This window comes from Vreelandella halophila (assembly GCF_019903425.1).
Lineage (GTDB): Bacteria > Pseudomonadota > Gammaproteobacteria > Pseudomonadales > Oleiphilaceae > Halospina > Halospina halophila.
On record NZ_JACHUZ010000011.1, the window covers coordinates 108477 to 129294 of the forward strand.

Sequence of the window (20818 nt, forward strand, 5' to 3'; positions counted from 1 at the left end):
CGGCCTGTGATTCCGGTGAATTCGGTGTTTACCGTACAACCTTGCGGACAGCGCCCATCAGTTTTTCCGGGTCAAAGGGTTTGACCAGCCAGCCGGTGGCACCGGCGGCCTTGCCTTCCTGCTTCTTTTCCGGAGCCGATTCCGTGGTCAGGAGCAGAAGTGGCGTGAACTTGTAGTTGGGCAGCTTTCGCAGTTCCTTGATCAGCGTGATGCCGTCCATATTGGGCATGTTCACGTCCGTGATCACCGCATCGAACTTCTGCTGTTTGGCTTTGTCCAGTGCGGCCTTGCCATCCGGTGCATCCACCACGCTGTGGCCGTTCTGCTTGAGCGTGTGGGAAACCATCTGCCGCATCGAGGCGGAATCATCCACCGCGAGAATGTTTGCCATCGTCAACTCCTTGCCGCTTTCGGCGTTTCAAAAAGGTCAGGCAGTTTCTATGCCAAGAAGGGATTCCGCTTCGGCCAGGCACGCAGGGCGGTTGCGCCACTGCCATTCACGGCCCTGCATCTCCGCCTGTCGGCGGAACGCCAGCAGGAGCTGGACGCCCGCAGTGTCGATCCGTTGGGTGTCGGTGCCGTCCAGGATGGGGGGGGCGTCCGCATCGAGGGCGCTGGAAAGCTGCTGGTACAGCATGCCTGCCATGGAAATGTCCACTTGGCTTCCCAAGGCGACCGTATTGGCGGACTCTTCGTTCATCCGGGTTTACCTCCGGTTTAAATGTTTATTGTAGCTACGGCACGTTACATCAGCGGGTTCAGCGTGAATCCGTTCACACTCCGCGTTATGACATCGTTTAACGGCCGGGCGCGCCAGAGCTTGAGCTGATCACCCATATCCGACTTTTGGAAGATTAGCAGGCGCATGCAATTCCTGCCCCTGTTGATGCATCAGTCATTTTGAACAGGGCGCTCGAAATGTTCCGCTTTGATGGGGACGGGCCGCGCGCTAGTCTGCTCAGCAGTAACAGATCACACGCAACACCACAGGAGATGGAAAATGGCGAAAGTACTGGTACTTTACTATTCGATGTACGGCCACATGGAAGACTTCGCGAACACCGTGGCCGAGGGGGCCGGCAGCGTTGATGGCGCCGAAGTGACGGTCAAGCGGGTTCCTGAGACCATAGACTCCGACGCCTTCGCGAACGCTGGCGGCAAGGCTGACCAGCAGGCGTCGGTGGCAACCCCGAACGAGCTGGCGGATTATGACGCCATCCTTTTCGGCACGCCCACCCGCTTCGGCAACATGGCCGGTCAGATGCGGACCTTCATGGACCAGACCGGCGGGCTCTGGGCCAAGGGTGCGCTGTTCGGCAAGCTCGCCAGCGTGTTCGGTTCAACCGGTACCGGTGGCGGTGAGGAACAGACCCTGACCACCTTCTGGGTCACGCTGGCCCACCATGGCATGACCATTGTGCCGATCGGCTATGGTACTGGAGAGCTGTTCGATATCTCCCAGCCCGGCGGCGGCACGCCCTATGGCGCCACCATGCTCGCCGGCGGTGACGGTTCCCGGCAGGCGGATGAGCGCGAGAAGGCCATTGCCCGGTTCCAGGGCAAGCATGTGGCGGAGCAGGCGGTGAAGCTGTTCGGCTGATTCAGGAAGGCCCCGGCAGAGCCGGGGCCAGTGCGCGCTCGGCGCGCCCCTACCTCTGGCTTTCCGGAGTGACCCGCATCACTTCTTCAACAGTGGTCAGCCCTGCGGCCACTTTCTGGGCGCCGGACAGGCGCAGTGACATCATCCCCTGCCTGTAGGCTTCCCGTCGCAACTGGTTCACGTCGCAGTCAGCAGTGATCAGATCCTCGACCGCGCCCTCCACGGGCATGATCTCGTAGACTCCGGAACGGCCCAGGTAACCGGTATTGCGGCACTGCAGGCAGCCCACCGGCTCGCAGGGGTGTTCCGGAGTGGGCGCCTTCCAAGGTTTGGTGAGGGTTCGCCAGGCCTCGGTGTCGATGCTGCCTTCCGTCTTGCACCCGGTACACAGTGTCCGCACCAAGCGCTGGGCCATGACCCCGATCACGGTGGCACGGATCAGGTAGCTGGGCAGGCCCAGCTCAAGCAGCCGGGTGATGGCGCTGGGCGCATCGTTGGTGTGCAGGGTGGAGAGCACCAGGTGGCCGGTCAGCGCGCCCTGGACCGCCATGTCCGCGGTTTCCTGGTCGCGGATCTCGCCGATCATGATGATGTCCGGGTCCTGGCGCAGCAGCGCGCGCACGCCGTGGGCGAAGGTCAGGTCGATGCCGTGCTGCACCTGCATCTGGTTGAACGCCGGCTCCACCATCTCGATGGGGTCCTCGATGGTGCAGATGTTCACGTCGTCCGAGGCCATCTGGCGCAGCGTGGAATAGAGGGTGGTGGTCTTGCCGGAGCCGGTAGGGCCCGTGACCAGGATGATGCCATAGGGATTGTCGGTAATGCGCTGCCAGCGCTCACGATCATCCCGGGAGAAGCCCATCTGCTCAAAGGGCTTGAGCAGAACATCCGGGTCAAAGATCCGGAGAACCATCTTTTCGCCGAACGCGGTGGGCATGGTCGCGATGCGCAGCTCCACCTCGCTTTCGTCCTGTTTACGGGTCTTGATGCGGCCGTCCTGGGGGCGGCGCTTTTCGGCCACGTTCAGCCGGCCCAGGATCTTGAGGCGGCTGAGTACCGCAATGCCCACGTTGATCGGGAATTCGTAGACGGTGTGCAGGACGCCGTCGATGCGGAAGCGCACCTGGGACATTTCCCGGCGCGGCTCGATGTGGATGTCGCTGGCGCGCTGCTCAAAGGCATAGTGGAGCAACCAGTCCACGATGCTGACCACGTGCTGGTCGTTGGCGTCCGCCTTGCCATCGCTCAGGTCGAGCAGCTGCTCGAAGCTCTGGACGTGCTTGCTCGCATCCTCACCACCGGCTTTGCTGACGGAGTTGGCGAGCTGGTAGAACTCCACCGTGAAGCGGCGGATGGCGGCCGGATTGGCGACCACCGGTGTCACTGTCCGCCGGGTGATGTGTTCCAGGTTGCTGATCCACTCGCGCTGGAAGGGCTGGGTCGTGGCAACCTGGACCTCGTCGCGCGTGACCTTCACCGCCAGGATGCCGTTGCGCTGGGCGTAGGCGTAGGACATCACGTCCGCCACCGAGGGCACGTCCACCTTGAGCGGGTCGATGTGCACGTAGTCCAGCCCTGACCAGTGGGCCAGCCACTCCGTGAGGGTATCCAGGTACAGGAGCTTTCCGGTGGTGGCGTCCTGCAACTGGGCATCGGCCAGCATTTCCAGGGGATGCTTCTGGCCATCCGAGCCCAGGTTGGCGTTACGGACGTCGCGGGCCTCCTCCTCGGTGATGCGCTCGTCCTGTACCAGGGCGTCGCAGACCTGGTGAAGGCTCAGTGGCTGGTCACGGCCGGGTTTCGGTGCCTTCGCCATACAGGATCAACCCGTGCTGATGCCGGGGTTCCGTGGATCATGGCGCAGCTTGAACAGCGCTGCCACGAAGAACACCAGTGTCAGCACCATCGGAATAACACTGGTCAGGGGCCACCCGTAAAGGTAGGAGCTGACCGACAGGGGCGCGAAGTAGATCATCATCATGAAGCAGGCCCAGATGTAGGTCAGATTGCGGCCCCGGAGCAGCCCGGGCACAAAGATAAGCAGCGGCGCCAGCTTGATGATCAGGACAGCGGTCTTCGAGGCTTCAACCGGTTCCGGCCAGAAGGTGGTCAGGGCCAGGATGCCCATCAGGGCGAAGAAACTGGCGAGGCCGATCCAGTGGGCCAGGGGAAGGTCGGAGTAGCGGCGCGCGGTTTCGGTCATTACGGGCGGTTCACCTGAGCGGGCATGGATTACGGAGGCCGGTTTTGCCGTTACAATGTTTGATCCGGCTTTGCCCGTTACTCTATCAGGAGGTTGGCGGTGATTCATCTCATACGCGCGACAGTGGTCGTGCTGATCCTTGCGCTCGCGGGTTGTGACGGCATGCCCGGCGGCCTGGGTGGCAGTACCGAGTTTGCGTCCGCGGAGGGCGAACCGGTGGGCACCGCCGATCTGCAGGGGCAGTGGGTCTTCGTCAACTACTGGGCCGAGTGGTGCAAGCCCTGCTATGAAGAGATCCCGGAGCTGAACGCGCTGGACCAGCGTGACGGCGTGCGCGTCCTCGGCGTCAACTTTGACGAGGTTGAGGGTGACGCGTTGCGCACGCTCATGGACGACATGGGCATTGATTTCACCGTCGTTACCGATGACCCCCAGGCCCACTACGGCTGGGAGCACCCGGTCTCGCTTCCTGCTACCTTTGTGATCAACCCTGAGGGTGATGTGGTGGAGGCCCGCTTCGGGGAGCAGACCGAGGAGGAACTGGTCGAGGTTATGGAGTAGCCCTGTGTCGCGCACATTCGTTCATCTTCGCGTCCATTCGGAGTATTCCCTGGTCGATGGCCTGATCCGGATCAAGCCACTGATCGAACGTGCGGCGGAAATGGGCATGCCCGCCATCGGGCTGACCGAACAGTCCAACATGTGCTCGCTGGTGAAGTTCTACGAGGGCACCACCAGCGCCGGCATCAAGCCGGTCATCGGCGCGGACCTCTGGTTGCGCAACACCGAGGACCCGAACAAGCCCTTCCGCATCACCCTGCTGGCGCGTAACCAGACCGGCTTCGGCAACCTCACCGAGATCATTTCCCTGGGCTACACCGATGGTCTGGCCACCGGTATTCCAGTCGTGGAGCGGGAGTGGATCGAGCAGCGGGCGGAAGGGCTGCTCATGCTCTCCGGTGCCCGGGAAGGGGATATCGGCCGTGCGATCCTGGCCGGGAAAGAAGGGCTGGCCGAGGAGCGGGCGCGCTACTGGGCCGGCCTTTTCCCCGGCGCTTTCTATTTTGAGCTCCAGCGCACCGGTCGCCCCTATGACGAGGACTGTGTGCACGGGCAGGTGGCCCTGGCCCAAACGCTGGAGCTGCCGGTGGTGGCCACCAACGACGTTCACTTCCTGGAGGCCGACGACTTCGAGGCCCACGAGGCCCGGGTCTGTATCGGCGAGAGCAAGACTCTGGACGATCCCCGCCGGGAACGGCGCTTCAGCGACCAGCAGTACCTCCGTTCCCAGGAGGAGATGATCGAGCTGTTCGAGGACATCCCGGAGGCGATCGACAACACCATTGAGATTGCACGCCGGTGCACGGTCCCGGTCAAGCTGGGCGAGATCTCGCTGCCCCAGTACCCCATCCCGGACGGGATGACAATGGATGAGTACTTCCGCAAGGTCTCGGAAGAGGGGCTTGAGAAGCGCCTTGAGCGCATCCTGGACCGCACGGACCCCAACTATGAGGAGAAGCGGGCGCGCTATTACGAACGCCTGGATTTCGAGCTCAACATCGTCAACCAGATGGGCTTCCCGGGCTACTTCCTGATCGTGATGGATTTCATCCAGTGGGCCAAGGACAACGGCGTGCCCGTGGGGCCGGGGCGTGGTTCCGGCGCCGGCTCGCTGGTGGCCTATGCGCTGCTGATCACCAACATCGACCCGATGCAGTACGACCTGCTGTTTGAGCGCTTCCTCAATCCGGAACGGGTCTCGATGCCTGACTTTGACGTGGACTTCTGCATGGAAGGCCGCGACCGGGTCATCCACTATGTGGCCGAACGCTACGGTAAGAACGCCGTTTCCCAGATCATTACCTTCGGCACCATGGCGGCCAAGGCCGTGGTACGCGACGTCGCCCGGGTCCAGGGCAAGTCCTACGGGCTGGCGGACCGCATGTCCAAGCTCATTCCCTTCGATCCGGGAATGACCCTGGAACGGGCCCATGAGGAAGAAGAGCCGCTGCGCGAGTTCCTGGAGCAGGATGAGGAAGCCCAGGAAATCTGGGAGATGGCGAAGAAGCTCGAGGGCATCTGCCGTAACGCAGGCAAGCACGCCGGCGGCGTGGTGATCGCGCCCACCAAGCTGACCGATTTCGCCCCGCTGTACTGTGAAGAAGACGGCGGCAGTGTCGTCACCCAGTTCGACAAGAACGACGTGGAGGAGGCCGGACTGGTCAAGTTCGACTTCCTCGGCCTGCGGACCCTGACCATCATCGACTGGGCCCTAGCCATGGTGAATCGCCGCCGGCGCGAGCGCGGCGAGTCGGACATCGACATCGACGAGATCCCGCTGGACGACCAACCCTCCTTCGAGCTGCTCAAGAAGGCCGAGACCACCGCCGTGTTCCAGCTGGAATCCCGGGGCATGAAGGACCTGATCCGGCGACTGGAACCGGCCAGCCTGGAGGACATGATCGCGCTGGTGGCGCTGTTCCGCCCGGGCCCTCTGCAGTCCGGCATGGTGGACGACTTCATCGACCGCAAGCACGGCCGCCAGCCCGAGGCCTACCCGCATCCGGATTTCCAGTACGACGGTCTCAAGCCGGTGCTCAAGCCCACTCACGGCATCATCCTCTATCAGGAGCAGGTGATGCAGATCGCGCAGGTCATGGCGGGCTTCTCCCTCGGCCAGGCGGACCTGCTGCGCCGGGCTATGGGCAAGAAGAAAGCCTCCGAGATGGAGAAGCAGAAGAAGGCGTTCCTGGAGGGCTGCGAGAACAACGGCATCAGCAAGGAACTGGCGGACAACATCTTCGATCTGGTGGAAAAATTCGCCGGTTACGGCTTCAACAAGTCGCACTCGGCGGCCTACGCGCTGGTGTCCTATCAGACGCTCTGGCTCAAGGCCCACTACCCGGCCGAATTCATGGCGGCGGTGCTGACCGCAGACATGCAGAACACCGACAAGGTGGTGACACTGGTCGAGGAATGCCGCCGCATGGGGCTGGACCTGGTCCTGCCGGATGTGAACACCAGTGAGTTCAGCTTCACCGTCAATGACGACGGCCAGGTGGTCTACGGTCTTGGCGCGATCAAGGGCCTGGGTGAAGGGCCCATTGAAAGCATCACGGCGGCGCGCCAGGAAGACGGTGCCTTCCGCGACATGTTCGATTTCTGCGCACGCGTGGAGATGCGCAAGGTCAACAAGCGCGCCATCGAGGCACTGATCCGCGCCGGCGCCCTGGATAACCTGGGCCCGAGCCGGGCGAAGATGATGGCCAGTATCGACAAGGCCATCCAGCAGGCCGGCCAGCTCAGCCGCAATGCCAATGCCGGCATGGGCGACCTGTTCGGTGAGGATCTGGTCTCCACCGGGGATGAAAATCCCTTCGCGGATGTGGCCCACCTGCGCGAGTGGAGCGACAAGCAGCGCCTCCAGGCGGAGAAGGAAACCCTGGGGCTCTACCTGACGGGTCATCCCTTCGATGCCTACGAGAGCGAGGTCCGCCATTTCGTGCCTACGCCCATCGCCAACCTGCAGCAGGGCAAAGGCACCCAGCGGATTGCCGGCCTGGTGGTGGCGGTGCGCACCATGAAGAACCGCCGTGGCCAGCCCATGGCGTTCGTCACTCTGGACGATCGCAGCGCCCGCATTGAGGCGACCCTTTTCACGGACGCCTTCATGGAGTACAAGGATCTTCTGCAGGCGGACAATGTGCTGATCCTGGAAGGGCGCATCAGCTACGATGACTACAGCGGATCGCTCAAGATGACTGCGGACGGTGTGATGGACATCAATGCTGCCCGCCGCCAGTACAGCCACGGCATCCGCCTTGCGGTGGACCGCCCCCAGTGCGCCAACGGCTTTCTGGATCACCTGGAGGAAGTGCTGCGGCCCTATCGCGGCAACGGCTGCCCGGTTAATCTAGCCTATTACAGCCCGGAGGCGAGCACGCTTATCCGCCTGGGTGAGGACTGGCAGGTGCAGCCGGACGACGAATTGCTGTTGAGCCTGCGCCACCTGCTGGGCGACGATCGCGTGACTTTGGTATACGATGAATAAACGGTTGCAAGAAACAACAGATGGAGCGCCATGAACCCCCAATACCTGGATTTCGAACAGCCCATCGCCGAACTCGAGGACAAGATCGAGGAACTCCGTCTGGTCGGCAATGATGCCGACGTCAACATCTCGGAGGAGATCAACAGGCTCCGCAACAAGAGCATCAGCCTGACCGAGAGCATATTCGGCGACCTCAAGGCATGGGACATCGCGCGGCTGGCGCGCCATCCCCAACGTCCCTACACTCTCGACTACATCGATGAAGTGTTCACGGATTTCGATGAACTCCACGGTGATCGCAGCTTTGCGGATGACCCGGCCATTGTGGGTGGCCTGGCACGGCTTGATGGCCGGCCCGTGATGGTCATCGGTCACCAGAAGGGGCGTGAGATCAAGGACAAGGTCTACCGCAATTTCGGCATGCCCAAGCCCGAGGGCTACCGCAAGGCGGCACGGCTCATGCGTATGGCTGAGCGGTTCCAGCTGCCACTGATAACACTGATCGACACACCCGGTGCCTATCCGGGTATCGGTGCCGAGGAACGTGGCCAGAGCGAAGCGATCGCCAGCAACCTCGCGCTGATGTCCCGGTTGCAGACGCCCATCATCTGCACCGTCATCGGTGAGGGCGGCTCCGGGGGTGCGCTGGCCATCGGCGTCGGTGATCGGCTCTGCATGCTCCAGTATTCCACCTACGCGGTTATCTCGCCCGAGGGCTGTGCCTCAATACTGTGGAAGAGCGCCGACCACGCGGCCGACGCAGCCGCTGCCATGGGGGTGACGGCGGACCGGCTCAAGTCCCTGGGTGTCTCCGACCGCATCATCCCGGAGCCGCTGGGTGGAGCCCATCGCGACCAGTCCACCGTGGGGGCGAGCCTGCGGCAGGCCCTGGTTGAGGAGCTGGAAGCACTGGAGCAGCTCTCCATTCCGGATCTTCTGGAACAGCGTTACGAGCGTCTGACCTACTACAATGCCAGCAAGCAGTGACCAGCTGGCACTGGAGAACTGGCCGCCGGATCTGACGGCAGCCTTCAAGGATCTTCCCGAAAGCCGCCGCTGGTGGATTGCCCTCAGCGGCGGCTGTGACTCCCTCTTTCTTCTGCACTGTCTGGCAACACTAGCGCCGCGTCACGGCGTCACCCTCCATGCGATTCACCTTCACCATGGGCTGAACGCCGAGGCGGATCAGTGGCAGCAGCACTGTGAGCAGGTCTGTGAGGGGCTGGCTGTGCCGCTGGTGAGCGAGCGCCTGGCACTGGATCCGGACCAGCCGGATCTGGAAGCCCGGGCCAGAGAGGCACGGTACGAATGCTTTGAATCCCTGCTGGAACCCGGGGATCTGCTGTTCATGGCCCACCATGGGGACGACCAGGCCGAAACCGTGCTGCTGCGACTGCTGCGCGGCAGTGGTGTGCGCGGTCTGGCCGGGATGCCGGCGGAAAGGGAACTGGGCAACGGCCGTCTGGTGCGGCCCCTGTTGGGTCTGGAACGGCGGCGCATCGAGGCCCTGGCCCGTGACTGGATGCTGGACTGGTGCGAAGACGGCTCCAACCGGGACACCCGATTTGACCGCAACTACCTGCGCCACGAGATCATGCCGCGCCTGGAAGCGCGCTGGCCCCGAAGCGGCCGGCGCATGGGCCGCAGCGCTGAGCACTGCCGGGAAGCGGAGCAGCTGCTTTCGGAGCTGGCCGATATGGATGCCCGGAGCACTGCCAGCGGGCAGGGCATCAGCGTACAGGCACTGGCGCAGCTGAGCGGGCCCCGGCGCCAACAGCTTCTGCGCCACCTGCTGATTGGCCATGGCTGCCAGCCCCCGGGTGAACGGCGCCTGGCGTCCGGGCTGGAAGCACTGCTGTACGCACCAGATGACGGTCAACCGGAACTGCGAGGGGAGGATTGGCGGGTCTGTCGCTTCCGGGACCAACTCTGGCTGGTTCCGGATCTTCCGGTAGTCCGCATGGATGCAGACGCCGAGTGGTCGGTGAACGGCAGTCTGGAGTGGTTTGGAACCCTGCTTACCTCCGCGCGGCGTGAGGGAAGCGGTCTGGCCATTGAGGCGGGAGAGCGGTTGCGTATCCAGGCCCGCAGGGGTGGTGAGCGCTTCCGCCCCGGTCCCGGCCAGCCCCATCGCCCGTTGAGCAAGTGGCTGCAGGAACAACGGATTCCGCCCTGGGAAAGGGCCCATCTCCCCCTGGTTTTCAGTGACGGGGAATTGGTTGCGATTGCGGATCTGTGGCTCGCGCCGGAGTGGCGCGCTGGGGAAGGCCAGACCGGCTGGATGCCGGTCTGGTGCCGCCCCTGGCAGTTGCTGAAGGCGGCGCCGTAATCCGGATTACTTGCGGCGCTTGAGCACCCAGATTTCCAGCATGACCCATTCCTCGCCCGGGTAGTTGGAGCGTTCCAGCTCGGACATCAGGCGGTGACGCGACGCCATGCTGCCAACGAACTCAAAGCGTTCCAGCAGGATGCGCTTGGTGGCGTCCGCCGCTTCCAGCGCGAAGGGGTTGAGGAAGTTCACCAGCATATAGCCTTCGTCATCCCCGGCGGCGAACTCATCCATCAGCCGCTCTACCGCATCCGGCTGCAGGTAGACCAGCGCTGCCGTGGAGATCAGGATGTTGGCGTTCTTCATGGTGCGTTCGAGTTCCGCCTGGGTCGCGGCATCCGGCGTGTTCAGGTCCGCCTGGATGGTGTTGTCGTAGATGCCGGCGGACTGGCCGTAGGCCAGGGCGTTGGCGGAGATGTCGATGCCGGTGACGTTGGCGTTGAAGCGCCTCGGCTGGGCCACCTTCTTACAGGTTTCCGCGTTCTTCCAGTTCTCGCGGATGCCGTCATAGTCCATGCCGTTGATGGTCGCCATGGTGGTGTTGCCGAAGCAGCCGGCGAGGTCAACAACATTGAGGGCACCGCTGGCGGCCTTCTTCTCGGCCCAGGGCTTGATCAGGCGATCGAAGGTCAGGCGGTTGAAGTTGTCCGAGACGTATTGCAGGTCGTCGAGGATGCGTTCCTTGAAGGGGACGGGCGTTTCCGCCACGTAGATATCGTCAAAGTGCTGTTTTTTCTCGTCGGTTTGTACGCCTGAATCACTCATGCGCTCATTTCCATATTGCGAAAGGGGCACTTATGATCGTTGGGGGTGGGGTACCGGGTCAAGTCGGCCAGGTGATGACGGCCTGCACCATGCCTTCCTGTAGCCGCCGGAATTCGAACCGGGCATCGAACCGTTCCGTGACCGCTCGCACAATGGTCAGCCCGAGACCTTCGCTGCGCTCGGGGTCTCCCGTGGCGTCCTCCCCGGCTGGATTGGTTACCGTCATCACAAGGTCGGCACCGCTGCGCTGGAACCGCAGCTCGACGGTTTCACCGCCGGTGCCGTGGCGCAGTGCGTTCTCCAGCAGGTTGCGCAGTGCTGTTGCGGCCAGTGGCGCGGGCAGCGGCAGATCCGGCAGTGATGGCTCCGACTCGACCCGGATGCGGTCGCGCTCCGGCAGGTCCGCAATGGCCTGGTGGATCACGGTTTCCACAGCTGCCCTCTCATCGCTGTGTATGCCCGAGCGTTCCACCCGGGCGAGCATCAGCAGCTGTTCAATGATGCGCTGCATGCGCTGGATGCCGGCCTCCGCCTGGTCCAAGGCCCGGGTGGCGCCGGGTGCCTGGCGTGTTGCCACCTGCAGGTTTGTCTTGATGGCGGTCAGTGGCGTGCGCAGCTCATGGGCCGCCTGGCTGGCGAAGCGTTGCTCGCGCCGTATCGCCTCGTCCACCCGTGTCAGGAGATCGTTCAGGGTTGAGACCACGGGCTGGAGTTCCGCCGGGGCCGAGCCGATATCCACGGGCGTGAGCATGGAGGGGCTGCGCCGGGAGACCTCACGGCTGAGTCGCTCAAGTGGGGCCAGGCCACGGCTGATGCCGAACCAGACCACGCCAGTGCCGCCGGCAAGGGCCAGCGCGAAGGGCGCCACCAGTACCAGCAGGATGCCCTCACGCAGTTCGCCGCGTTCCGCCATGCGGTCCGCCGTGGTGATGTGCAGCCCGTTGTGCTCAAGGGTATAGAGCCGCCAGCGCTCCCCGTTGATCGCCGTGTTCCGGTAGCCTGGCTCGCGGGCGCTCAGGGCCTGGCTGTCGGCGCCTTCGGTGCGCACCAGCACCTCGCCACTGGCTGCCTGGATCTGGCAGGCCACGCCCTCGGATTCCGGCTGCACCAGCTCCGTATCACTCCGGGAGCCTTCCAGGAGGCCGGGCTGGCGGGCGACCAGGCCCGCGACCATCCGGGCGGAGGCAGCCAGGCGTTCATCCAGGGTATCGGAGACCTGGCTGCGCAGATCCACGAACAGCAGGGCGGCGGCGGAGGCCCACAGAATCCCCAGGGCCAGCCCCACGCCCAGAACCAGTCGCCGCTTCAGGGTCATGGGGCTTCCCCGCCGTCATCGCCGGGCGGCGGGCCCAGCCGGTACCCCATGCCACGGACCGTCTGGATCAGATCCCGGCCCAGTTTCTGGCGCAGGTGGTGGATGTGGACATTGAGGGCATTACTGCCGATTTCCGTTTCCATACCGTAGAGGGCGTCCTTCAGCTGGTCCTCCGTCAGCAGGCTGTCGCCGGAGCGCAGGAACTTCTCCAGAAGCAGGAGTTCCCGGCGCGAGAGGCTGATGGGCACCCCGTTCAGTGTTACTTCGCCGCGTTCCGGCAGAAAGCGCAGGCTGCCATGTTCGAATACGGGCGAGGCCTGCCCCGAGGCGCGGCGCAGAAGGGCCCGGAGGCGGGCGCTGAGCTCGTCCAGGTCAAACGGTTTGAGCACGTAGTCGTCCGCTCCGGATTCCAGCCCGGTTACACGGTCATCCATGGCATCCCTCGCCGTCAGAACCAGTACCGGTACGCTCAGTCCGCGTGCCCGCCACTGGCGCAGCAGTTCCAGGCCGTCCCTGTCTGGAAGGCCCAGGTCCAGGATCACGATGTCGGTATTCACCGTCGCCATGGCGTGCTCCGCGCCCCTGGCGCTGGTCACCCGGTCGACCACGAAGGGCTCCATCTCCAGGCCGCTGATTAGGCCGGAGGCCACCAGATCGTCGTCTTCAATCAGCAACACATGCATCTTAATGCCCACTTAATCGGTGCCCTGCACAATCCCGCGAGTTGTACGAACAGCAGGGAGATGGAATGAGACACACCCGGTCTGCAGTGACCCTCATGGCAGCCCTGTTCCTCATGCTTGCCGGCATGATACCGGTTCAGGCCACCATTGATCAGTCGGATTTCCTGTCGCCGGAGGAGGCGTTCCAGTACGAGCTGGTTCCGGACGGTGACCAGTATCGTCTGGAATGGGAGATCGCGGACGATTACTACCTTTACCGCAAGCGCATGACGGTAACCGGCCAGGACGCGGATCCCGCGGATGTGAGCTACCCGGAAGGCGAGATCATCACGGACGAATATTTCGGGGAGTCCGAAGTCTATTACGGTCAGGCCGAGGTGATGATCGACCCGGGGGAGGTCCAGACCCTGGAGCTCAGCTGGCAGGGTTGCGCTGACGAGGGGCTGTGCTATCCGCCCCAGAATGCAACTGTGACGCTGGACGGTGAACCGGCCAGTGCGAATGGCAGTGATGGCGGGGATCCAGATGCCGCGCAGAGCGTAGACCCGTCACCCCAGGCGGAGGATGAATACCTGGCCGGTAGCCTCGCGGACAGCAGCCTGGCCTGGAACCTGGCCCTGTTCTTCGGGCTAGGCCTGCTCCTGGTCTTCACGCCCTGTGTACTGCCCATGGTGCCCATCCTGTCCGCGGTCATCGTGGGCAGCCAGGCCGGGCGCGGGCGTGCCTTCCAACTGTCGCTGGCCTTTGTGGTCACCATGGCCGCCACCTATGCCGTCCTTGGCGCAGTGGCGGGGCTGATCGGCGCCAATCTGCAGGCCGCGTTCCAGGTGCCGCTGTTCATCGGTGGCCTCGCGGTGATCTTTGTGCTGCTGGCGCTGTCGATGTTCGGTGTTTACGAGCTGCAGCTGCCGGCCTTTATCCGGGAGCGCCTTGAGGCGATGAACAGCCGCCAGACCGGGGGCCATCTGGGCGGCGCCGCCCTGATGGGCTTCTTCTCGGCCCTGCTGGCCAGCCCCTGCATGACCGCGCCGCTGGCCGGGGCCCTCCTGTACATCGCCGAGTCCGGAGACGCGTTCAACGGCGGTTTGGGCCTGTTCGCCCTGGGACTGGGCATGGGCGCGCCGCTGGTGGCCTTCGGAACCCTGGGAGCCAGTTTCCTCCCGAACCCCGGCACCTGGATGAACGGCGTCAAGGCGGTGTTCGGTGTCATTCTTCTGGGTACCGCCGTGTGGTTCCTGGAGCGTATCCTTCCCGCTCACGTCATCATGGCCCTCTGGGGCGTTCTGGCGGCCATTGCCTCGGCCTTGGTGCTGAATGCAGTGCGTCATGCCGCCCTGGCCGAGCCGGCGCGGGCGCTGGCAGCGGCACTGGCCCTGGTGGTGGGGCTCTGGGGCGGTCTGATGCTGGTGGGTGCAGCTGGCGGCGGCGGTGCTCCGTACTCTCCCCTGAAGCCCTTTGTGGGCGGGGGAGAGCCTGCAGGCACCGCCGGGGTTGCGGAGGAAGGGATGGCCGGTTTCGAGGTCATCAAGTCACCCCGGGATCTGGATCAGGCGCTGGCCAGTGCCGGGGAGCAAAGCCGATGGACGCTGCTGGAGTTCTACGCGGACTGGTGCATCAGCTGCGAGGTGATTGAGGAAGAGGTCTTCGGTGATCCTGAGGTCCAGAAGGCGCTGGCGGACGTGCAGCTGCTGCAGGCGGATGTCACCGCCAATGACAGCACCGACCAGGCACTGATGGATGAGCTGAAGGTGGTGGGCCCGCCCACCATCATGCTGATCGGCCCGGATGGGCAGGAGCGCCGTGGCTATCGTGTCACCGGTGAGATCAGCAGCGAGGCCTTTCTGGAAAGGCTTTCCGCTACTGGCGCGTCGTCACTCTGAAGGAGGTATGAATGTCATCAATCGCCGTGGGGCCGCTGAGTCTTCCGGTTGCCCAGGTCCTGATGATCGTGGCCTTTGCCGTGGCGCTGTTTGCCGGGGCCGTGGCAGGGCGCCGTGAGCAGGTGAGCGTGGGTGGGCCGCTGACGGATATTCTGTTCTGGTCGCTGGTCTGTGCGCGGATTGGGTTTGTAGTGCTCTACTTCGATCACTACCGGGATGACCTGCTGGGCATGATCGATATCCGCGACGGCGGCTTCCATCTGATTTCCGGCCTGATTGGCTGTGTAGCGGCAACCGCCTGGCAGCTCTGGCGTCATCCGGCGCTGCGCCAGGCGCTTGGGATTGCGGTGACCGTCGGTGTGCTGGTCTGGGTGCTTCCGTTTGGCCTGATCAAGCTGATGCAGGTCCAAGGGCAGGGTATTCCGGATGTGGCAGTGGAATCACGCGAAGGCAGTGATCAGCCACTGGAGGCGCTGGCGGACGGCCGCCCCATGGTGGTCAACCTCTGGGCCTCCTGGTGTCCTCCCTGTGTGCGTGAGATGCCGGTGCTGGAAGAGGCCCAGGAAACCCACGGGGATATCGCCTTTGTGTTCGTCAATCAGGGCGAAGGCACGCCGACCATCAACAGCTTCCTGGATGAGCATGACCTGACCCTGCGCAACGTGGTTCTGGACCGCAAACGCGAGGTCGCTTCCAATACCGGCAGCCAGGGGCTGCCCACGACGCTTTTCTACGACGCATCAGGGCAGCTGGCAACCGTCCATCACGGTGAGCTCTCCAGCGCGACCCTCACGGATAACCTTTCCGAATTCGAAACCAACAAAGGAGATAACAACCGATGACCCCCAACCATACAGGAGCCCTCCAGCTTGCCGCCGGCCTCCTGCTGATCCTGGCCCTGGCTCTGCCGGCCCACGCCCAGCAGCAGACCATGGATGGCGAAGCCATCTGGCAGACCCTGGAGGACAGCAATTGGGTGAAGGATGGAGCCGATGATGCGGAAAGGATCATCTACACCTTTACCGATCCCAACTGCCCCTACTGCGACCAGTTCCGGGAACAGGCCGCGCCCTGGATCGAAGCGGGCCGGGTCCAGCTGCGCCACATCATGGTCGGGATCATCAAGAAAAGCAGCACGCCCAAGGCGGCCACGATTCTCGGTAGCGAGAACCCTGAAGCGAAACTGGCGGTAAACCGTAAGGCCTATGAAAGCGGGGGGATCGAGCCCGAGGAGGCGATCGTGAAGGAAACCGAAGGTCAGGTCAGAGAGAATAACTTCCTGATGCGCGATCTGGGGGCCAGGGCCACGCCCACCACCATCTACTGGGATGGGAATGACGAGCTTGCGGCGAAGCAGGGTGCACCCCGGCCCCGGGAGATGCCCGATATCATGGGCAGCCCGAAGCCGGAGTGACACGCGTCAGTGCTTTGGCACAACCAGGATCTTGCCGTCGCGCTCACCCGAGGCGGCGGCCGCCACGGCCTGTTTGATGTCGCTGACATCGTATTCGCCCGCGATCGGTGCCTTCAGGGCGCCGCTGGCGATCTGGCGGGTTATTTCGCTGTAGATCGCCATCTGCTGGTCCCTGGTAGCCTGGCTGAACCAGCGTGACAGCCAGAAACCGCGCAGCGAGATGTCGCGGAAGACCACGTTCGCCGGGGACATCTGGCAGGGCTGGCCGCTCATCATGCCGTAGTTGACCACCGGGGAACCGGCCGCCAGGCAGTTGGCGAGGTGATCGGTGGCATCACCGCCCACAGCGTCGATGCCCAGACGGATCTCGGCGCCGCCCGTGGCTTCCTTCACGCGTTTGTGGAGGTCCGGGCCGTCCACCAGGGTGACATCGCCGCCCTGGGCCTCAACACCGGCAACTGCGGATTCTCGCCGCACAACATTGACGGTGTGCAGCCCACGCTGGGCCGCCAGCCGGATCAGGTAACCGCCCACGCCCGAGTTGGCGGCGTTCTGGATGACCCAGTCGCCTTCCTTCAGATCCACGAACTCCTGCAGCATGAGCAGGGCGGTGGGCGGGTTGATGGTCATCATGCTGAGCTGCTTCGGGTCTGCGTCATTGGGCAGCGGCACCAGGTCCTTCGCCTCTGCCAGCACGTGGCTGGACCAGGTGCCCGAGCCCACTGGCAGAAGCACCGTCTGGCCCTGGTCGAGACCGGAGACGCCATCACCGGTTTCGGCAACGCGACCAACCCCTTCATTGCCGCCCACGGCCGGCAGCGGGGGCAGGATGCCGTACTCGCCGGTCAGGGTCAGGACATCGGAGGGGTTGATAGGGGCAGCCAGTACCTCGAGCAGTACCTGGCCACTGCCGGGCTTCGGGGTGTCTTCGGAAACGGCTTCGATCACGTCCTGGGGGACGGGGCCGCGACTGTTGTATTGCGCCTTGAGCATGGGAAGCTCCCTGCTGGTGTGTGTCTGTTCAGCGTATTCCGTTGTACTCTCGTAGGGAACGGATGGATTTCCGGCCGGGGCGACGAGTGGCATCTTCGACCAAGGTCGGACGCATTATGAGGCCGGAGCGCGTATAATGGGGCACCGGAAACCGGAGCGAAACCGGGTCTTTCGGTGATCCGCAAAGGCAGATTCGCCGGACGTCTATTATGATGAGGGCTGAGTAAGTTCCGATCCGAGCACCGAACACTGCCAAAGGAGTCCGCCGTGAAAGCATTCTTCCATCCCGCGCAGAACCGGCACCGGCCGCTGACGTACCTGACGCGCGGCAAGATGCGTCCGCCCCAGGAGATCCCGGAGCGCACGCCGGAGCTGCTTACGGGCCTGGAAAACGTGGGCATGCAGGTAGCGGAGCCTGTGGATCACGGCATGGCTCCCATAGGCGCGGTGCATGACCTGGGGTACCTACGGTTTCTCGAGTCCGCACACCGGCGCTGGCCGGAGGACTGGGGCGAGGAGGTGATGTCCAACATCTTCGTGCGCGCGCCCAACCACATGCACGGCATCCTGGCCGAATGCGCTCGTTACCAGGCGGATGGCAGCTGCCCCATTGGCGAAGGCACCTGGGAGGCGGCCTACTGGTCGGCCCAGAGCGCGCTTTCCGGGGCGGATGAGCTGCTCGGTGGCGAGCAGCGGGCCTATGCCATGTCACGCCCACCGGGTCACCATGCCCGCCGTGACGCCGCTGGTGGCTTCTGCTACCTGAACAACGCGGCCATCGCCGCCCAGGCCCTGCGCAGCCGCTTCCAGCGCGTGGCCATCCTGGATCCGGACATGCACCACGGTCAGGGTATCCAGGAGATCTTCTATGATCGCGACGACGTGCTCTATATCTCCATCCATGGCGATACCACCAATTTCTACCCGGTGGTCAGCGGCCATGAGACCGAGCGCGGTGAGGGCGCGGGCTTCGGTTACAATATCAATATGCCCATGCCGCACGGTTCACCGGAGTCGAGCTTCTTTGAGCGTCTGGAAGAAGCGCGCAGCGCCATCCGCCTGTTTGATGCGGACGTGCTGGTCGTCTCGCTCGGCTTTGACGTCTATCAGGACGACCCGCAGGCGAAAGTGGCCGTCTCACAGAGCGGCTTCGAGCGCATGGGCGGGCTGATCAGTGAGCTGGGCCTGCCCACGCTCGTGGTCCAGGAAGGCGGCTACCACCTGGAGTCGCTGGCGGACAACGCAACGGCTTTCTTCACCGGGCTGAAGTGACGCCGCCCGGTGTCATCTACAAACGGGAGGCGCGCAATGCCCTCCCGCCACAACGCTGAAGGACAGAGGCACTCATGACAGATAAACAGCCAACCATCACCTATACCGAGACCGACGAAGCACCTGCGCTGGCCACCTACTCCTTTCTGCCCATTGTCAGGGCCTTTGTCTCGCCCGCAGGCATTAAGGTCGAATCCTCCGACATCTCTCTTGCCTCCCGCATTCTTGCCCAGTTCCCCGACTACCTTCCGAAGGACAAGCAGGTACCTGATTACCTGGAACAGCTCGGCGAACTGACCCAGGATCCGGACGCCAACATCATCAAAACGCCCAACATCAGCGCCTCCGTTCCCCAGCTCCGGGCGGCGGTGAAGGAGCTGCAGGAAAAGGGCTACCCGCTGCCGGAGTACCCCGAGGACCCGCAGACCGATGACGAGAAGGCCCTCAAGGACCGTTACGCCAAGGTACTGGGCAGTAACGTGAACCCGGTGCTGCGCCAGGGCAACTCCGACCGCCGTGCCTCCAAGGCGGTGAAGGAGTACGCCAAGAAGCATCCCCACCGCATGGGCAAGTGGAGCCAGGCCTCGCGCACCCATGTGGCGCACATGCGCAAGGGCGACTTCTACCACAGTGAACAGTCGACCACCATGGATAAAGCGGGCAATGTCCGCATCCAGCTCGAAGGCAAGGAAACCGGCAAGACTACGGTCCTGAAGGACAAAGTGCCGGTGCTGGAAGGCGAGGTCATCGACGGCATGTTCATGAGCGTGGCTCAGCTGCGCCAGTTCCTGGAAGAGGAGATCGAGGGGGCACGCCGTGCCGGCCTTTTGTTCTCGCTGCACGTGAAGGCGACCATGATGAAGGTCTCGCACCCGATCGTGTTCGGCCACGCCGTAACCGTCTACTTCAAGGACGTGTTCGAGAAGCACAGGGAACTGTTCGAGCAGATCGGCGTGAACCCGAACGACGGTATGAGCCACCTGTACCAGAAGATCCAGGATCTCTCCTTCTCTGAGCGTTCCGAGATCGAGGAGGACATCCGGGACTGCTTCATCAACCGCCCGGAAATGGCGATGGTCGACGCCGACCGGGGCATCTCCAACCTGCACACGCCCAGTGATGTGATCGTGGATGCCTCCATGCCCGCCATGATCCGCGACGGCGGCAAGATGTGGGGCACGGATGGCAAGCTCAAGGACACCAAGGCGGTCATCCCCGAGAGCACCTACGCCACCATCTATCAGGAGGTGATCAACTTCTGTAAGCACCACGACGCCTTCGATCCCAGCACCATCGGCACCGTGCCCAACGTGGGCCTGATGGCTCAGAAGGCCGAGGAATACGGCTCCCACGACAAAACCTTCGAGCTGCCGGAGGACGGCATCGTCCGCGTTGTGGACGACGACGGCAACACCGTCTTCGAGCACGAGGTGGAGAAAGGTGATATCTGGCGCATGTGCCAGACCAAGGACGAGCCGATCCGCGACTGGGTCCGCCTGGCGGTCGAGCGTTCCCGCGCCAGTGGCATGCCGGCGGTGTTCTGGCTGGATCCCGAGCGGGCCCACGACGCCCAGCTCATCCAGAAGGTGGAGCACTACCTCAAGGAGCATGACACCGAAGGCCTGGATATCCGCATCATGGGCTATGACCAGGCCATCCGCTGGACCATGGAACGCATGGTCCGTGGCAAGGACACCATCTCGGTGACCGGCAACGTGCTGCGTGACTACCTCACGGACCTGTTCCCGATCATTGAGCTGGGCACCAGCGCGAAGATGCTCTCCGTGGTTCCGCTGCTCAAGGGCGGTGGCCTGTTCGAGACCGGTGCCGGCGGTTCTGCGCCGCGCCACGTGCAACAGTTCCTGGAGGAGGACCACCTGCGCTGGGACTCCATGGGTGAGTTCATGGCCATGATGGTGTCGCTCGAGCACATGGGCGACAAGCAGGGCAACCCGCGCGCCGCGGTGCTGTCGAAGACCCTGGACCAGGCAACGGCCCGCTTCCTGGAGGAAGATCGCTCGCCCTCGCGCAAGTCCGGTGAGCTGGACAACCGGGGCAGCCACGTCTGGCTGGCGCGGTACTGGGCCGAGGAACTGGCGAACCAGGATGAGGACAAGGACCTGAAAGAGCACTTCCAGAAGATGTCGAAGAAGCTGGAAGACAACGCCGATCAGATCCTGCAGGAACTGATCGACATCCAGGGGCAGTCCGTGGACATTGATGGCTACTATTACCCGGATGGCCAGAAGATCAAGCAGGCCATGCGGCCCAGCGAGACCCTGAACGCCATCATCGACGAGTTTGTGGACTGAT

The 20818-nt window shown here is 63.6% G+C and carries 18 protein-coding genes; 10 read left to right on the forward strand and 8 right to left on the reverse strand.

From position 1 onward, the window contains the following. Positions 1-28: 28 nt before the first annotated feature. Positions 29-391, reverse strand: a complete 363-nt coding sequence (locus H4I92_RS00695) for a response regulator (RefSeq protein ID WP_077528734.1) — start codon at positions 389-391, stop codon at positions 29-31. A gap of 36 nt (positions 392-427) precedes the next feature. Further along, a complete protein-coding gene (locus tag H4I92_RS00700) occupies positions 428-700 on the reverse strand; it encodes an STAS domain-containing protein (RefSeq protein WP_077528735.1) in 273 nt (90 codons plus the stop codon). A gap of 300 nt (positions 701-1000) precedes the next feature. Between H4I92_RS00700 and wrbA the strand changes: the two genes are divergently transcribed. Beyond that, positions 1001-1600, forward strand: a complete 600-nt coding sequence (gene wrbA / locus H4I92_RS00705; RefSeq protein WP_077528736.1) for an NAD(P)H:quinone oxidoreductase — start codon at positions 1001-1003, stop codon at positions 1598-1600. 49 nt (positions 1601-1649) lie between these two features. Here the strand turns inward: wrbA and tfpB are convergent, their stop codons facing one another. Then, positions 1650-3416 carry a type IV pilus assembly ATPase TfpB gene (tfpB, locus tag H4I92_RS00710; protein ID WP_077528737.1) on the reverse strand — a complete coding sequence of 589 codons (1767 nt, stop codon included), beginning with the start codon at positions 3414-3416 and terminating at the stop codon, positions 1650-1652. A 6-nt stretch (positions 3417-3422) separates the two neighbouring features. Beyond that, entirely contained in the window at positions 3423-3803 is a 381-nt protein-coding gene (locus tag H4I92_RS00715; protein WP_179105575.1) for a DUF2069 domain-containing protein, read from the reverse strand. A 99-nt stretch (positions 3804-3902) separates the two neighbouring features. Between H4I92_RS00715 and H4I92_RS00720 the strand changes: the two genes are divergently transcribed. From H4I92_RS00720 to tilS, 4 genes are read left to right on the forward strand one after another with little or no spacing between them, the layout of a single operon-like run. Then, positions 3903-4364 carry a TlpA family protein disulfide reductase gene (locus H4I92_RS00720; RefSeq protein ID WP_218668095.1) on the forward strand — a complete coding sequence of 154 codons (462 nt, stop codon included), beginning with the start codon at positions 3903-3905 and terminating at the stop codon, positions 4362-4364. 4 nt (positions 4365-4368) lie between these two features. After that, positions 4369-7854 (forward strand): DNA polymerase III subunit alpha, encoded by a 3486-nt coding sequence (gene dnaE, locus H4I92_RS00725; protein WP_077528739.1) that lies wholly within the window; start codon positions 4369-4371, stop codon positions 7852-7854. Positions 7855-7884: 30 nt separating this feature from the next. After that, positions 7885-8841: an acetyl-CoA carboxylase carboxyl transferase subunit alpha gene (gene accA, locus H4I92_RS00730; protein ID WP_077528740.1), complete on the forward strand. Its 957-nt coding sequence runs from the start codon at positions 7885-7887 to the stop codon at positions 8839-8841. Next, the gene (gene tilS / locus H4I92_RS00735; RefSeq protein ID WP_077528741.1) at positions 8825-10183 is read left to right on the forward strand and encodes a tRNA lysidine(34) synthetase TilS; all 1359 of its coding nucleotides are present in this window, start codon (positions 8825-8827) and stop codon (positions 10181-10183) included. Before accA ends, tilS begins: the two co-directional genes overlap by 17 nt. Before the next feature lie 6 nt (positions 10184-10189). Here the strand turns inward: tilS and H4I92_RS00740 are convergent, their stop codons facing one another. The 3 genes from H4I92_RS00740 to H4I92_RS00750 are packed head-to-tail and all read right to left on the reverse strand — an operon-like array spanning position 10190 to position 12946. Next, positions 10190-10948 carry a class I SAM-dependent methyltransferase gene (locus H4I92_RS00740; protein WP_077528742.1) on the reverse strand — a complete coding sequence of 253 codons (759 nt, stop codon included), beginning with the start codon at positions 10946-10948 and terminating at the stop codon, positions 10190-10192. A gap of 58 nt (positions 10949-11006) precedes the next feature. Continuing rightward, positions 11007-12263, reverse strand: coding sequence for a histidine kinase dimerization/phospho-acceptor domain-containing protein (locus H4I92_RS00745; RefSeq protein WP_077528743.1), 1257 nt, complete (start codon positions 12261-12263; stop codon positions 11007-11009). Beyond that, the gene (locus tag H4I92_RS00750) at positions 12260-12946 is read right to left on the reverse strand and encodes a response regulator (protein WP_077528744.1); all 687 of its coding nucleotides are present in this window, start codon (positions 12944-12946) and stop codon (positions 12260-12262) included. The genes H4I92_RS00745 and H4I92_RS00750 overlap by 4 nt, the downstream gene beginning before the upstream one ends. 65 nt (positions 12947-13011) lie before the next feature. Between H4I92_RS00750 and dsbD the strand changes: the two genes are divergently transcribed. From dsbD to dsbG, 3 genes are read left to right on the forward strand one after another with little or no spacing between them, the layout of a single operon-like run. Next, positions 13012-14826, forward strand: coding sequence for a protein-disulfide reductase DsbD (gene dsbD, locus H4I92_RS00755; RefSeq protein ID WP_077528745.1), 1815 nt, complete (start codon positions 13012-13014; stop codon positions 14824-14826). A gap of 11 nt (positions 14827-14837) precedes the next feature. Continuing rightward, complete coding sequence (locus tag H4I92_RS00760; RefSeq protein WP_077528746.1) at positions 14838-15668, forward strand: TlpA disulfide reductase family protein; 831 nt, start codon at positions 14838-14840, stop codon at positions 15666-15668. Then, positions 15665-16240 carry a thiol:disulfide interchange protein DsbG gene (gene dsbG / locus H4I92_RS00765; RefSeq protein WP_077528747.1) on the forward strand — a complete coding sequence of 192 codons (576 nt, stop codon included), beginning with the start codon at positions 15665-15667 and terminating at the stop codon, positions 16238-16240. The genes H4I92_RS00760 and dsbG overlap by 4 nt, the downstream gene beginning before the upstream one ends. 6 nt (positions 16241-16246) lie before the next feature. Here dsbG and H4I92_RS00770 read toward each other — a convergent pair whose 3' ends face one another. After that, a complete protein-coding gene (locus tag H4I92_RS00770; RefSeq protein ID WP_077528748.1) occupies positions 16247-17233 on the reverse strand; it encodes a zinc-dependent alcohol dehydrogenase family protein in 987 nt (328 codons plus the stop codon). A 267-nt stretch (positions 17234-17500) separates the two neighbouring features. Between H4I92_RS00770 and H4I92_RS00775 the strand changes: the two genes are divergently transcribed. After that, complete coding sequence (locus tag H4I92_RS00775) at positions 17501-18505, forward strand: histone deacetylase family protein (RefSeq protein WP_077528749.1); 1005 nt, start codon at positions 17501-17503, stop codon at positions 18503-18505. A gap of 74 nt (positions 18506-18579) precedes the next feature. Next, a complete protein-coding gene (locus H4I92_RS00780; RefSeq protein ID WP_077528750.1) occupies positions 18580-20817 on the forward strand; it encodes an NADP-dependent isocitrate dehydrogenase in 2238 nt (745 codons plus the stop codon). Position 20818: the final 1 nt, after the last annotated feature.

Bases quoted from the DNA above. Each gene is read 5' to 3' on its own strand.
- dsbD (WP_077528745.1), top strand. From the start codon at position 13,012: ATGAGACACACCCGGTCTGCAGTGACCCTCATGGCAGCCCTGTTCCTC.
- H4I92_RS00715 (WP_179105575.1), bottom strand. From the start codon at position 3,803: ATGACCGAAACCGCGCGCCGCTACTCCGACCTTCCCCTGGCCCACTGG.
- H4I92_RS00770 (WP_077528748.1), bottom strand. From the start codon at position 17,233: ATGCTCAAGGCGCAATACAACAGTCGCGGCCCCGTCCCCCAGGACGTG.
- H4I92_RS00760 (WP_077528746.1), top strand. From the start codon at position 14,838: ATGTCATCAATCGCCGTGGGGCCGCTGAGTCTTCCGGTTGCCCAGGTC.
- tfpB (WP_077528737.1), bottom strand. From the start codon at position 3,416: ATGGCGAAGGCACCGAAACCCGGCCGTGACCAGCCACTGAGCCTTCAC.
- accA (WP_077528740.1), top strand. From the start codon at position 7,885: ATGAACCCCCAATACCTGGATTTCGAACAGCCCATCGCCGAACTCGAG.
- H4I92_RS00740 (WP_077528742.1), bottom strand. From the start codon at position 10,948: ATGAGTGATTCAGGCGTACAAACCGACGAGAAAAAACAGCACTTTGAC.
- H4I92_RS00750 (WP_077528744.1), bottom strand. From the start codon at position 12,946: ATGCATGTGTTGCTGATTGAAGACGACGATCTGGTGGCCTCCGGCCTA.
- H4I92_RS00700 (WP_077528735.1), bottom strand. From the start codon at position 700: ATGAACGAAGAGTCCGCCAATACGGTCGCCTTGGGAAGCCAAGTGGAC.
- H4I92_RS00745 (WP_077528743.1), bottom strand. From the start codon at position 12,263: ATGACCCTGAAGCGGCGACTGGTTCTGGGCGTGGGGCTGGCCCTGGGG.
- H4I92_RS00780 (WP_077528750.1), top strand. From the start codon at position 18,580: ATGACAGATAAACAGCCAACCATCACCTATACCGAGACCGACGAAGCA.
- dsbG (WP_077528747.1), top strand. From the start codon at position 15,665: ATGACCCCCAACCATACAGGAGCCCTCCAGCTTGCCGCCGGCCTCCTG.
- tilS (WP_077528741.1), top strand. From the start codon at position 8,825: ATGCCAGCAAGCAGTGACCAGCTGGCACTGGAGAACTGGCCGCCGGAT.
- wrbA (WP_077528736.1), top strand. From the start codon at position 1,001: ATGGCGAAAGTACTGGTACTTTACTATTCGATGTACGGCCACATGGAA.
- H4I92_RS00695 (WP_077528734.1), bottom strand. From the start codon at position 391: ATGGCAAACATTCTCGCGGTGGATGATTCCGCCTCGATGCGGCAGATG.